The following is a 12,794-nucleotide window of genomic DNA, read 5'->3' as shown; positions in this document are numbered from 1 at the left end:
GGACACACGCCGCGCGCCGAATGGCCTGGTCAGCGCGACCAGCTGGTAGTCGAGTCAACTACCGCACGGGCAGCTTGGCATACAGCGTTTGAATACTGCGTCTGACTCGGACCCCGATCGACGCCGTACGTTAGGGTCGCTGGTGTGGCTGGCGATGAACTGAGCCCCGCACATTTTGACCGACACTGACGCCGGGAGAACACGCATGAGCGCCGAGCAGCCGACCATCATCTACACGCTGACCGACGAGGCGCCGCTGCTGGCGACCTACGCCTTCCTGCCGATCGTGCGTGCCTTCGCCGAGCCGGCCGGCATCAAGATCAAGACCAGCGACATCTCCGTCGCGGCCCGCATCCTGGCCCAGTTCCCCGACTACCTAGACGAAGACCAGCGCGTCCCGGACAACCTGGCCGAACTGGGCAAGCTGACCCAGGAACCCGACACCAACATCATCAAGCTGCCCAACATCAGCGCCTCGGTCCCGCAGTTGCTCGCGGCGATCAAGGAGCTGCAGGGCAAGGGTTACAAGATTCCGGACTTCCCCGGCAACCCCAAGACCGACGAGGAAAAGGAAATCCGGCAGCGCTACGCCAATTGCCTGGGCAGCGCGGTCAACCCGGTTCTGCGGGAAGGTAATTCGGACCGACGCGCGCCCAAGGCGGTCAAAGAGTACGCGCGCAAGCACCCGCACAGCATGGGCGAGTGGTCGATGGCGTCGCGCACCCATGTCGCCACCATGAAGCACGGCGACTTCTATCACGGCGAGAAGTCGATGACGCTGGACAAGGATCGCGACGTCCGGATGGAACTGGTCACCAAGAGCGGCCAGACGATCGTGCTCAAGCCGAAGGTGTCGCTGCGGGACGGCGACATCATCGACAGCATGTTCATGAGCAAGAAGGCGCTGTGCGACTTCTACGAAGAGCAGATCGAGGACGCGCACAAGACCGGCGTGATGTTCTCACTGCACGTCAAGGCGACCATGATGAAGGTCAGCCACCCCATCGTGTTCGGACACGCGGTGAAGGTCTTCTACAAGGACGCCTTCGCAAAGCACCAGGCACTGTTCGACGAACTGGGCGTTAACGTGAACAACGGCCTGGTGGACCTCTACAACAAGATCGAGTCGCTGCCCGCCTCGCAGCACGACGAGATCATCCGGGACCTGCACGCCTGCCACGAACATCGTCCGGAGTTGGCCATGGTCGATTCGGCAAAGGGCATCTCGAACTTCCACTCACCCAGCGATGTGATCGTCGACGCGTCGATGCCCGCCATGATCCGGCTCGGCGGCAAGATGTACGGCGCGGACGGACGGACCAAGGACACCAAGGCCGTCAACCCGGAATCCACCTTCTCCCGGATCTACCAGGAGATGATCAACTTCTGTAAAACCCACGGCCAGTTCGACCCGACCACCATGGGCACCGTGCCCAACGTGGGCTTGATGGCGCAGCAGGCCGAGGAGTACGGCAGCCACGACAAGACGTTCGAGATCCCGGAAGCCGGGGTGGCGAACATCGTCGACATCGACAGCGGTGAGGTGCTGCTGAGCCAGGACGTCGAGGAGGGTGACATCTGGCGGATGCCCATCGTCACCGACGCGGCGATCCAGGACTGGGTGAAGCTGGCCGTCACCCGCGCCCGCAACTCCGGTATGACAGCGGTCTTTTGGCTGGACACCGAGCGGCCGCACGAGGCCGAGTTGCGCAAGAAGGTCAAGAAGTACCTCAAGGACCACGACACCGAGGGTCTTGAGATCCAGATCCTGCCCCAGGTGTGGGCGATGCGGTACACGATGGAACGGGTGGTCCGCGGTCAGGACACCATCGCGGTCACCGGCAACATCCTTCGTGACTACCTCACGGACCTGTTCCCCATCCTGGAACTGGGCACCAGCGCGAAGATGCTGTCGATCGTTCCGCTGATGGCCGGCGGCGGCATGTACGAGACGGGTGCCGGTGGTTCGGCGCCCAAACATGTCCACCAACTGGTCGAGGAGAACCACCTGCGCTGGGATTCGCTCGGCGAATTCCTGGCGCTGGGAGCCTGTTTCGAGGACGTGGGCATCAAGACCAAGAACGAGCGGGCCAAGATCCTGGGCAAGACGCTCGATGCGGCGATCGGCAAGCTGCTGGATGAGAACAAGAGCCCGTCGCGCAAGACCGGCGAACTGGACAACCGGGGCAGCCAGTTCTACCTGGCCATGTACTGGGCGCAGGAACTGGCCGCGCAGGACGACGACCCGGAACTCAAGAAACACTTCGGACCCCTCGCCGAAGCGCTGGCCGAGAACGAGGAGAAGATCGTCGCCGAACTCAACGCAGCCCAGGGCGACGAGGTCGACATCGGCGGCTACTACTACCCGGACGCGGAAAAGACCGCAGCGGTGATGCGGCCCAGCGAGACGCTCAACAAGACGCTGGCCGCTGATTTCGGGTCCTAACCCGAGCAGCGGGGTTTGCGCTCGCGGGTAGCAGCGTCACTCAGTCGGGTATCCCGGCCCCGGCCAGTGCAGGCACGGTGTCCTCCCGGTGCAGCAACGACTGCGCCCCGACCTTGAACTGCGCGAGCCGGTCCACGATGGTCTGCGCTTCCGGGGTGTGGCCCCAGATGCTGATGCCTTGATGTGTGGTTGGCTCCCAACTGGATTCGTCGACGACGATCGGATTCCAGCCGACCTCCCATTCGAATCCCGACGGGGTCAGCGCGTAGAAGGACAGTTCTTTGTCGTTGGTGTGCTGGCCGACGCCCAGCGCCATACCGAAGCCGAGTTCCTTGACCCGCTGGTAGGAGCCGAGCATGTCGTCGAGCTCGGCGACCTGGATGTTGCAGTGCTGGACTCGGGTGCGGATCGGGTTGAGCGGCAACCGGTTCACCGCCGCGATGGCCACCGAGTGATGACGTTCGTTGACCCGAAGGAACCGGATCTTGAACTTCAACCCGCTGATGGTCTCGTCGATGAAGTCGGTGAGTCGGGCGTCGAACACCGTGTCGTAGTAGCCTCGGACCAGGTGCGGCTTCTTGCTGGTCAGCGCGACGTGGCCCAATCCTGAAGCGCCGGTGACGAATTGCGCACGCAGTTGCGGCGGGGTCCGCCCTGCGGTGGCGCGGGTGAAGATCTCCTGGGTCAGTCCGTTGGGCCCGGGAAACCGGGCCAGCCGCTCGGCCCCCCGCACTGCCGCCTCGTCCGCGCTGCCGTCGGTGACGGGCACCCCGTGCCCACTCACGCGCGAGCGGATCTCGTCGAAGGTGGCGTGGTCGTCGAGTTCCCAGCCGAGGACGACGACGTCCTCGGCTGGTCCGCGTTGCAGCAGGAAGCGGCATTGGTGCTCGTCGAGCCGGAAAAGTATTGCTTCGGAAGATACTTCGTCAAGGTGCATGCCGATGGCGTCACGGCCGAACCGTCGCCAGTCGGCGAACTTCTCGGTTTCCACTACGAGGTAGCCCAGACGTACCCAGCCGAATACGCTAGGCATGGGCGAGCCTCGAATCCGGTTGCAGGAAATCGGAAACCAGCTCGTTGAACAGCTCCGCGCGTTCCCATTGCATCCAGTGACCGGTGTGCGAGGTCATCACCAGTTCGGCATTTGGCATGGCGTTGAGCAGCATTGGACCTCCCGCGGGTTTGTTGACCTTGTCGTCGCGGCCCCACAGCACCAGCGTGGGTGTCTGCAAGTTCTTCAACCGGGAGTCGCGGGTCAGATCCATCCGCCACAGCGTGCGTAGCGCGAACGGCCCGGACGGGCGGCGCAGCGGCGGGTTGGCCACCACCTCCGGGTCGATCGACGCCTGATACCGCAGGTCGATCAACTCCTCGGGCACCGAATCACCCTGGTAGACAAGGTAGGTGCGGATGAAGGTGGCGAGCTTCTCGCGGCTGGGGCCCTCGCCGCCGTAGTACGACATCAGGCTGTTCAATCCCGCGGTGGGCAGACCCCGGGTGGTTCCGATACCGCCGGGACCCATCAGCACCAGCTTGTCGACCCGCTCCGGGGTGTCCAGCGTGAGCCGCAGCGCGGCCGCGCCCCCGTAGGAGTTGCCGATCAGATGCGCTGTGGGGAGTCGGAGTTCATCGAGCAGGCCCCGGATCATGTCGGCGAGGTAGCCGAACGGATCGCCTTGGTCCAGCGTCTTGGTGGATCGGCCGTAGCCGGGCATGTCGGGCACGATCACCCGGAACCGCTGGGCGAGCGCGTCGATATTGCGGGAATAGTTCGAGACGCCGGAGGCACCGGGGCCGCCACCGTGTAGCGCGACGACGACTGGGCCGCTACCGGATTCGGCGAAGAAGATCGGCTTGCCGCTGACGGTGACGGTCTGTTCGGAGAGCTGGTTGGTGCTCACGCGGGAACCTCCCTGCGGATCGGCGCCGCCGTAGCGACGGCGGCTGGTGGGGCACAGTTCAGGCGCGGGGGCGGCGACGCCAACGCCGTGCCGGAACCTGCTGCGGTGTAGACGAATCCGTCCGGACGCAGGATTGCCGCGCTGGCCCGGTGCCGATGAAACCAGGCCGTCAGGGTGGTGTCGCGGACCGGGATCGCGGTCACACCGCGTTGCAACCAGGCCTGCGCGCCCGTCGGCACTGCCCCGACGTGCAGCAGCGTCCAGCGGCGCTGCAACACGTCGTCGAGGCGACACTTCATGCCGGCGTCGTCGATGACCCACGGCTGGATGATCTGGCGGCCCTCCGCCCGGTGCCCGGCGCCGGCGAAGAACCCGTCCGCATAGTGTGCTTCGGGGATCCAGTAGAGCTTCTGGCCCTGCCGGCTGATCGCCGCCGACTTGGTGAGGATGCGCAGTAGGTGGTTGCGGATCGTGGCCAGCACCGGGTTGCGCTCGGTGATGATCCGGCCAATCAGCACCGCGCGGCGGGTCACCTCGGTAACGTGCGGTTTGCGTTCTGTCTCATAGGAATCGAGCAGGGAATCGGACGCCTGGCCCCGGAGTACCGCCGCGAGTTTCCAGCACAAATTCGCCACGTCCCGCACTCCCGCGGCCATGCCTTGGCCGATCCACGGCGGCATCGCATGCGCGGCGTCTCCGGCGAGGAAAATCCGTCCCACCCGCCAGCGGTCGGCGACCCGAACATGGTGCCGGTAGATCACCGCGCGCAGGATCTTGACGTGCTCTTCGGTGATGCCCTGCTCGTTGAGCACCCGCCAGACGGCCTCGTCGCTGGTGAGCTGCTTGTCGTCTGCACCGCCTCGGGCGGGGTACTCCCATCGGTGGTGGCCCAGCGGGGTGGGGCAGTCCACGGTCGGCCGGGCCGGATTGCAGTGAAACCGCAAGCGGTCGTGGGCATCCCACTTCTTGATGACTTCGGTGTCGATAACCACCCACCGCTCGCTGTAAGTCTTTCCGGAGTATCCGACGCCGAGCTGCCCGCGGGTGGGTGAGGAACCACCGTCGGCGGCGATCACATACGTGGCGCGGATCCGCTTGAAGGCATCCCGGCGCAGGTCGGCGAGCATCAACTCGACGTGATCGTCCTTGTTCGCCACCCGCAGACACTCGTGCTCGAGCAGCACCTGCACACCGGCGAACCGTGCCACGCCCGTACGCAGCACCTCGTCGACGGCCGGCTGGTAGATGAACTGCTGGGGCGGATGCCCACATCCGCGACCGGTGATGGTGGTTTCGTAGAACGGCGCGCCCGTCGCATCGACGAAGGCCAACGGCCGGTTGCCGAGCATGTCCTGTTGCAAGCGGTCGGCGAGTCCCACCGATTGCCAGACGCGCATCACTTCTTCGTCGGTCGAGATGGCGCGGGCCCGGTTGTAGATGTCTGGATCACGTTCGATCACAACGACTTTGAGTCCGAGCTGACCCAGCAGGTTGGCGGCGGTGGCGCCGACCGGCCCATACCCGACGATCGCCACGTCGCAATCCGTTCCCGTGGTGATCGGTGATCCGTCATCGCGCACTGCTGACCCCCTCCGCCGGTGTCATCGAGGACACTTGTTCCGTAGTGATCCCTACGGTAATGTAACGATCATTACGGAGTCAATAGGCGAATGCGGAGCAGCCATGAATGACCTCACCTGGCCGGTTGCGATCATCGGATCGGGCAACATCGGAACCGACCTGCTGCTCAAGATCCAGCAAGGCGCCGGGCCCCTGAGGGTTGCCGCCCTGGCTGGCATCGACCCCTATTCCGACGGGCTGGCCCACGCCCGAAGTCTCGGTGTGCCGGTCACTTCCGACGGCATCGACGGCCTGCTGGCCATGCCTCAGTTCGGCGATGTCCGATTGGTCTTTGACGCCACCTCCGCGGCTGGCCACCGCGTCAACTGGGCCGCGCTGCAACCGACCGGTGTACGCGTGCTCGACCTCACCCCGGCAGCCGTCGGTCCCTACTGCGTGCCGGTGGTCAACCTCGACGACCACCTGGACGTACTCAACCTGAACATGGTCACCTGCGGTGGTCAGGCGACAGTGCCGATCGTCGCCGGGATCGCGCGACACGGCATCGTGTCCTATGCCGAGGTCGTATCGTCCATCTCCTCGAGATCCGCCGGACCCGGCACCCGGGCCAGCCTGGACGAATTCATCGAAACCACCTCGGCGGCTTTGCAATCCATCGGCGGCGCGCAACGCGGCAAGTCCGTCATGATCCTCAACCCGGCCGAGCCGCCGGTCCCGATGCGCAACACGGTGTACTGCCTGGTCGACGGCGACACCGACAACGCGGCCATCGAAGCGTCGATCGTAGAAACGGTGGCACGCGTCAACGCCTACGTACCCGGATACCGGCTGGCCCAGGGCGTGCAGTTCGAGACGTTCACCGCCGATCACCCGCTATGCATTCCCGAGACCGGCAAGTTCGTCGGAACCCGGGTGACGGTTCTACTGCAAGTCACCGGAGCGGGCGACTATCTGCCCGGCTACGCCGGCAACCTGGACATCATGACCTCGGCAGCCAAAGCCACCGCCGAGCGCCTCGCCAGCTACGACACTCGAACAGTCGGAGCCACAATATGATTGGACAGCTCTACCTCAGCGACGTGACGCTGCGCGACGGCATGCACGCCGTCCGGCATCAATACAGCCTCGATCAGGCGGTGGCCATCGCCGCTGCCCTCGACGCGAGCGGTGTCGACTCCATCGAGGTCGCCCACGGCGACGGACTGGCGGGATCGAGCTGCGTCTACGGCTTCGGCGCGCACACCGACCTGGAATGGATCCAGGCAGTGGCGTCGGTGGTGCGGCGCGCGAGGGTCGCGACCCTGCTGCTGCCCGGCATCGGTAGCGTGCGCGATCTTCGGGACGCCCACCGCGCGGGTGCCAGCGTGGTGCGGATCGCCACGCACTGCACCGAGGCCGACATTTCGGCGCCACACATCGGCGCCGCCCGCGAACTGGGTATGGATACCGCGGGCTTCCTGATGATGAGCCACCAGACCACCCCGAGCGCACTGGCCGAACAAGCCAAGCTGATGGAGAGCTACGGTGCCGGCTGCGTCTACGTCGTCGACTCCGGCGGGGCCATGACCATGCGCGGCATCGCCGAGCGCGTCGACGCGCTGCGCCAAAAAATCGCCACCACAACCGAAATCGGCATCCATGCGCACCACAATCTATCGCTGGGGGTGGCCAATTCGATGGTCGCAGTTGAGCACGGCGCCACCCGCGTCGACGCCTCGTTGACCGGGATGGGGGCCGGCGCCGGCAATGCACCACTGGAAGTGTTCGTCGCCGCCGCGGACAAGATGGGCTGGGACCACCACTGTGATCTGCATGCCTTGCAGGACGCTGCCGACGACCTGGTCCGCCCGTTGCAGGAGCGGCCGGTGCGCGTCGACCGCGAGACACTCACCCTCGGGTACGCAGGGGTGTACTCCAGCTTCCTTCGGCACGCCGAAATCGCCGCTGCGCGTTACGACATCGATGCCCGTACTCTGCTCGAAGAAGCCGGGCGGCGCGGCATGATCGGCGGGCAGGAGGACATGCTGGTCGACATCGCCCTGGACCTGACCACACGATGAAGTCAGGATCGTGCACCGCGTGATGGGACCGGATCGTTAATCCGGCGGTTCGGCCTCGCCGTGCCACGTCGTGGGCAGCAGCGGCTCGGTGGGGCCGTTTCCGAAAGCGTCGTCGGCAAGCGAGGCCATTCCGGCTGCCGCGGCGCTTCGGGTGCTGGGCTGCGTGCCGGTGAATCCGAACGGAGTGCCCGCCCCCTGTCCGCTGGGTCGAATCCCGACTTCGGGCGGGTCGGAGTGCGTCGGCTCGTCGGACTCCATGAATTCGTAGACGTACCCGCGGTCCTTGACGTCCGCGCCGCGGCGACGACGGGCCTTGCGCCGCTGCGCCGCGCTCGATGACGCCGCCGCGGGCGTGACCGCCGCCAGCTGCGGAGCCGGTGCCAGCACGCCCGTGCGGTCGGTCAGGGTCGGCCCGACACCGTCGTCGGGATCGATGCCGGCGACGGCATACGGCACCGCTGGGGCGGGCGCTACGAGGGCGGCGATGGTGCCGGCACCGCCTGACGCTGGAGCCGTGCTGGTACCCGAGCCCGTTGCCGGCCCGGGGGCCGCCGCAGCACTCACCACGGCGGGATAGGTCTGTGTCGCGGCTTCTGCAGGCAAGGCGCCGATGTCGGCCTCAGCCGGGACTGGATCGGTGCCCAGTGCGGCCAACCCCGCCAACCCACTGAGACCGGCCAGGCCGACGGCGGCGGCCATCCACAACGGCGAGGACAGAATCATGCCGTACAGCGTCCACCAGAGCGGCCAGCCCCAGAAGTTGTAGCTGATCAGGAACAGCGTCGGACCCCAGGTGGTCAGCGCGACAACGGGATTGGCGGCGAAGTCGAGCAGGAACCCCTGAAGGAACAGGGCCGGGTTGCGCAGGAACTCGATCGTCTCCTGTCCCGCCGGGAAAGTCAGGAAGGTGGGTTCGAGCAAGTCGACGATGGTGTTCCAGATCTGTGCCAGCGGGTTGGTCGCGGCCGCTGGGTTGCTGAGCACCTGCGGTGCCGGAGTCCGGGCCGGTACCGACGCCAGCGCGGACTCGGTGACCGCCTGGTACGTGCTCATCACGGTCGCGGCCTGAATCCACATCCGCGCATAGTCGGCCTCGTTGAGCGCGATCGGAATGGTGTTGACGCCGAAGAAGTTGGTGGCCAAGAGAATTCCGTGCACTACGTGGTTGGCGGCCAGCTCGGCCAGAGTCGGCATCGCGGCCAACGCCATCGTGTACGCACCGGCGGCAACCTCATGCTGGAGGGCGGTCTCGGCGCTGTCGCGGCTCTGGGCGGTCAACCAGACCAGATACGGCACATGAGCGGCCAGATACCGTTCGGCGGTCGAACCCTGCCACACCGAGCCCGGCACGGAACCCAGTAGCGCACCCAAGTCGGCTGCGGCACCGGCGTATTCCTCAGCGAGCATCGTCCATGCGCTCGCCGCGGCGAGCAGCGCACCGGCCCCGGGCCCGCTGTACAGCAACGCCGAATGGACCTCCGGCGGCGAGGCCATCCAGACCGGCGCTGTCATCGCCTACCACCGCGGAAGTCGGCGAGTAATCTGCCCGCAACCGCCGACACGTAGAGCCACAGCATGACGCTGACCACCCAGGTCGGTAGATAGTTGAACGTGTCGGTAGCTGCGGACGCACTGGCGCCGAGGTAAGCGCAGACGGCCAGCACCGCGGTTGCAACCAACCCTGACAACACCGACCAACCGGGCCGGCCGGTTCGGGCGAAGTAGCGGGCGAACGCGAAGCAGGCGACCGTCACCGCGAGGAATCCGATCATCCCGCCGATGCCGTGGATCTTGGTGGACGTGTCGACCGTGTCGTAGCCCGGGTAGCCGGTCGTACTTCCCGGTGGGAACCCGAAAGCGGGCGTGGGCGCGTTGAATCCGACGACGACACCGGCACCCAGGCCGTAAACGGCGATTCCGGCGGCGGCGATGATGCCGGAGCGCTGCGGCCACACCGCTCGTCCGATACCTATACCGAACGCCACCAGCAAGACGCCGTAGACGATGAAGTCCAGCGTTTGCACCCAGCCCCAATCACCAAGCACCAGAAGGCTGTTCGCATGGTGCCTGACATCGAAGCCGGGGCGTAGCGCGGCCAACAGACACGAGGTGGCCGTCACCAGGATGCCGGCCGGCACGCCCGCGCCCAGCATTGCGGCCGTCGTCATGTGCCGGTGCCGCGGGTCGACGGTCAGCATGATCGGACGCCCTTCCGGATTGGTTAGCCAAACCTAACGGAACATTAACATGAATGATGTTCATGTTCGACGTATGCGACGATGAGCTGGTGGCGACCCACAACGACCTCCGCCGCCGCCAGCCGGTGCAGGAACGCAGCCGACAGCGGGTGGCGCGGATGCTGTCGGCCGCCTTGGAGTTGCTCGAGACCGGCGGTGAGGAGGCGGTGACCACCCGCGCGATCGCCGAGCGCGCCGGTATCCCGGTCGCCACCGTCTACCAGTTCTTCCCGAACCGGGACGCCATGCTGCAAGAGATCCTGGCCGACTTACTCGATCGCCGGGACGCCGAGGGCGCCCTGGTGCTGGCCACGCTGGCACCGCGCAGCCTGGGCGAGGTGATCCACGCGCTGTTCGAGTTCCACCGCGAGTATTTGGAGACCCATCCGCAGCTGGCCAGGCTGTTCTACCTTAGTCGGTCCAGCGGCCTGATCGCCGATCCGCAACAGCGCCGGGCTCAATTCGCGTCGGCGTTGCACGCGGCGTTGATCGAGTGGGGCCTGCTGCAACCCGGCACCGATCCGCTGGTCACGACGATCGCCGTCGAACTCGGGGACCACGTCCTGGAGTTGTCACATCGTGCCGGGCCGGGTCGCGACCGCGCTGTGCTCGCCGAAGGCGAACGGGCGCTGACGAATTACCTGCAGGACTACGCGCAGCGCTGACTTCGCCTGCGTCAGCGGCGCATCCGTGCAGTGACCTGAATTTCGACCAGAGCCCCCGGGGAGGCGAGTTCGGTGACGCCGACCGCTGTCCACGCCGAATACGGTGCGGATACGAACGTGTCCTTGACCGCGGCGAAAGCATGCAGGTGCGCCCGCAGACCGACGTGGTAGGTCGTCATCTCCGTCACGTCGGCAAGCGTCAGCCCCGCCTCGGCCAGCAGGCCGCGCAGATTCTCGAAGGCCAGGGTGAATTGCACTGTCGGATCGTCCGGAACGCTCAGATCGGGGTGGAAGCCGATCATCCCCGAGCAGCGCAGCAGCCCGCCGTCGATCACCGCGGGGGCGAAGTGGTACTCGTCGTAGATCGGCTGCATCCACGCCGGAATGACTTCTCTCATCGTCTGCTCCCACCCACCGCCATCGGCGCAGTAACACCATGGTTCGTCTGCCATCGGCGACGGGTAGCCACCTCGCGCCTCACCCGTTCGGCGACCCGCACCGCCGAATTCCTGTTGCTTCGAATACGATTCGCGTTCGAAGTTAGGCGTGGCGGCGTGCGACTGTCAATGCTCATCCGGCATCGACCTGGAAGGTACGGCCTTGCAACGCGATTGGGCGTCGTCGGGGCGGCCCGCCGGTCGAGGTAGGTCCACTGGGTCGGACACGGCAAAAGCGTTGACAGCGGCCGACCAGCCGCCCTAGCATCAGACTCGACTCCAGGTCGACTTGATTGTGTCGGCTTGCCGCAGGAGGCTCCAGTGAAGACCACCGCCGCAGTGCTTTTCGAGGCAGGCAAGCCCTTCGAGATCGTCGAACTCGACTTGGCGGGGCCACGCGACGGCGAGGTACTCATCAACTACACCGCGGCCGGACTGTGTCATTCGGACCTGCATCTGACCGACGGTGACCTGCCACCTCGTTTCCCCATCGTCGGTGGGCACGAAGGAGCCGGCATCATCGAGGACGTCGGCCCGGGCGTCACCAAGGTGAAGCCGGGCGATCATGTGGTGTGCAGCTTCATCCCCAGCTGCGGGACCTGCCGGTACTGTTCGACCGGCAGGCAGAGCCTCTGCGACCTGGGCGCCACCATCCTGCACGGCAGCATGCCGGACGGCAGCTTCCGATTCCGCAGTGGTGGAACGGAATTCGGCGCCATGTGCATGCTCGGGACATTCGCCAAGAAGGCCACGATCTCGCAGCACTCGGTGGTCAAAATCGATGACTGGCTGCCCTTGGAGACCGCCGTGCTGGTGGGCTGCGGGGTGCCGACCGGCTGGGGTAGCGCCACCTACGCCGGCAACGTTCGCCCCGGCGACATCACCGTCATCTACGGTATCGGCGGCATCGGCATCAACGCGGTGCAAGGTGCGGTGCACGCCGGGGCCAAGTACATCGTCGTCGTCGACCCGGTCGCCTTCAAACGCGAGACCGCACTGAAGTTCGGTGCCACCCATGCCTTCGACAGCGCGGCCGCCGCGGCCGAGAAGGTCGTCGAACTGTCCTGGGGGCAGGGCGCGGACCAGGCGATCGTCACGGTCGGAACGGTCGACGAAGACGTCGTCTCCGCGGCGTTCGACGTGGTGGGCAAGGGCGGCGCGGTGGTCGTCACCGGACTCGCCGATCCCGCCAAGGCGACCATTCACGTCTCCGGCGCCATGCTGACGCTCACCGAAAAGACAATCAAGGGAACGCTTTTCGGATCGGCCAATCCGCAGTACGACATCGTCCGGCTGCTGCGGCTCTACGATGCCGGGCAGCTCAAGCTCGACGAGCTCGTCACCACCAAGTACACCCTCGAGGATGTCAACCAGGGCTACCAGGATCTGCGTGACGGCAAGAACATCCGTGGGGTGATCATCCACTAGGGCCGAGGTACCAGGTGTGCATTGGCACCACTTGAGCGC

At 65.9% G+C, this 12,794-nt stretch carries 11 protein-coding genes; 5 read left to right on the top strand and 6 right to left on the bottom strand.

Features of this window, described 5'->3' with window-relative positions; translation table 11 throughout:
• Positions 1 to 205 precede the first annotated feature (205 nt).
• Positions 206 to 2,446, top strand: coding sequence for an NADP-dependent isocitrate dehydrogenase (locus MKCMC460_RS02580; protein WP_236979749.1), 2,241 nt, complete (start codon positions 206 to 208; stop codon positions 2,444 to 2,446).
• Between the two features lie 40 nt (positions 2,447 to 2,486).
• Here the strand turns inward: MKCMC460_RS02580 and MKCMC460_RS02575 are convergent, their stop codons facing one another.
• From MKCMC460_RS02575 to MKCMC460_RS02565, 3 genes are read right to left on the bottom strand one after another with little or no spacing between them, the layout of a single operon-like run.
• Positions 2,487 to 3,479: a VOC family protein gene (locus MKCMC460_RS02575; RefSeq protein ID WP_236979747.1), complete on the bottom strand. Its 993-nt coding sequence runs from the start codon at positions 3,477 to 3,479 to the stop codon at positions 2,487 to 2,489.
• The gene (locus tag MKCMC460_RS02570; protein ID WP_238305291.1) at positions 3,472 to 4,347 is read right to left on the bottom strand and encodes an alpha/beta fold hydrolase; all 876 of its coding nucleotides are present in this window, start codon (positions 4,345 to 4,347) and stop codon (positions 3,472 to 3,474) included. Before MKCMC460_RS02570 ends, MKCMC460_RS02575 begins: the two co-directional genes overlap by 8 nt.
• A complete protein-coding gene (locus tag MKCMC460_RS02565; RefSeq protein WP_236979740.1) occupies positions 4,344 to 5,927 on the bottom strand; it encodes a bifunctional 3-(3-hydroxy-phenyl)propionate/3-hydroxycinnamic acid hydroxylase in 1,584 nt (527 codons plus the stop codon). Before MKCMC460_RS02565 ends, MKCMC460_RS02570 begins: the two co-directional genes overlap by 4 nt.
• A gap of 103 nt (positions 5,928 to 6,030) precedes the next feature.
• On the opposite strand from MKCMC460_RS02565, the gene MKCMC460_RS02560 reads away from it, so the two are divergent.
• Positions 6,031 to 6,984: an acetaldehyde dehydrogenase (acetylating) gene (locus tag MKCMC460_RS02560; protein WP_236979738.1), complete on the top strand. Its 954-nt coding sequence runs from the start codon at positions 6,031 to 6,033 to the stop codon at positions 6,982 to 6,984.
• Positions 6,981 to 7,988: a 4-hydroxy-2-oxovalerate aldolase gene (gene dmpG / locus MKCMC460_RS02555; RefSeq protein WP_236979736.1), complete on the top strand. Its 1,008-nt coding sequence runs from the start codon at positions 6,981 to 6,983 to the stop codon at positions 7,986 to 7,988. The genes MKCMC460_RS02560 and dmpG overlap by 4 nt, the downstream gene beginning before the upstream one ends.
• 36 nt (positions 7,989 to 8,024) lie before the next feature.
• Here the strand turns inward: dmpG and MKCMC460_RS02550 are convergent, their stop codons facing one another.
• Positions 8,025 to 9,500 carry a PPE domain-containing protein gene (locus tag MKCMC460_RS02550; protein WP_236979730.1) on the bottom strand — a complete coding sequence of 492 codons (1,476 nt, stop codon included), beginning with the start codon at positions 9,498 to 9,500 and terminating at the stop codon, positions 8,025 to 8,027.
• Entirely contained in the window at positions 9,497 to 10,186 is a 690-nt protein-coding gene (locus tag MKCMC460_RS02545; RefSeq protein WP_236979728.1) for a DUF998 domain-containing protein, read from the bottom strand. Before MKCMC460_RS02545 ends, MKCMC460_RS02550 begins: the two co-directional genes overlap by 4 nt.
• Positions 10,187 to 10,239: 53 nt before the next feature.
• On the opposite strand from MKCMC460_RS02545, the gene MKCMC460_RS02540 reads away from it, so the two are divergent.
• Positions 10,240 to 10,890, top strand: a complete 651-nt coding sequence (locus MKCMC460_RS02540) for a TetR/AcrR family transcriptional regulator (protein WP_236979726.1) — start codon at positions 10,240 to 10,242, stop codon at positions 10,888 to 10,890.
• Positions 10,891 to 10,901: 11 nt separating this feature from the next.
• Here MKCMC460_RS02540 and MKCMC460_RS02535 read toward each other — a convergent pair whose 3' ends face one another.
• Entirely contained in the window at positions 10,902 to 11,342 is a 441-nt protein-coding gene (locus MKCMC460_RS02535; protein WP_236979724.1) for a RidA family protein, read from the bottom strand.
• Between the two features lie 306 nt (positions 11,343 to 11,648).
• On the opposite strand from MKCMC460_RS02535, the gene MKCMC460_RS02530 reads away from it, so the two are divergent.
• On the top strand, positions 11,649 to 12,755 hold the full coding sequence (locus MKCMC460_RS02530; RefSeq protein ID WP_236979722.1) for an NDMA-dependent alcohol dehydrogenase: 1,107 nt from the start codon (positions 11,649 to 11,651) through the stop codon (positions 12,753 to 12,755).
• Positions 12,756 to 12,794 lie beyond the last annotated feature (39 nt).

The sequence above is a fragment of the Mycobacterium sp. 20KCMC460 genome, assembly GCF_022179425.1.
Classification (GTDB): domain Bacteria; phylum Actinomycetota; class Actinomycetes; order Mycobacteriales; family Mycobacteriaceae; genus Mycobacterium; species Mycobacterium kiyosense.
This window is presented reverse-complemented; position numbering and strand designations above follow the sequence as displayed.

Coding starts and splice junctions, on each gene's coding strand:
- MKCMC460_RS02580 (WP_236979749.1), top strand. CDS start 206: ATGAGCGCCGAGCAGCCGACCATCATCTACACGCTGACCGACGAGGCG.
- MKCMC460_RS02575 (WP_236979747.1), bottom strand. CDS start 3,479: ATGCCTAGCGTATTCGGCTGGGTACGTCTGGGCTACCTCGTAGTGGAA.
- MKCMC460_RS02560 (WP_236979738.1), top strand. CDS start 6,031: ATGAATGACCTCACCTGGCCGGTTGCGATCATCGGATCGGGCAACATC.
- dmpG (WP_236979736.1), top strand. CDS start 6,981: ATGATTGGACAGCTCTACCTCAGCGACGTGACGCTGCGCGACGGCATG.
- MKCMC460_RS02550 (WP_236979730.1), bottom strand. CDS start 9,500: ATGACAGCGCCGGTCTGGATGGCCTCGCCGCCGGAGGTCCATTCGGCG.
- MKCMC460_RS02545 (WP_236979728.1), bottom strand. CDS start 10,186: ATGCTGACCGTCGACCCGCGGCACCGGCACATGACGACGGCCGCAATG.
- MKCMC460_RS02540 (WP_236979726.1), top strand. CDS start 10,240: ATGATGTTCATGTTCGACGTATGCGACGATGAGCTGGTGGCGACCCAC.
- MKCMC460_RS02535 (WP_236979724.1), bottom strand. CDS start 11,342: ATGGCAGACGAACCATGGTGTTACTGCGCCGATGGCGGTGGGTGGGAG.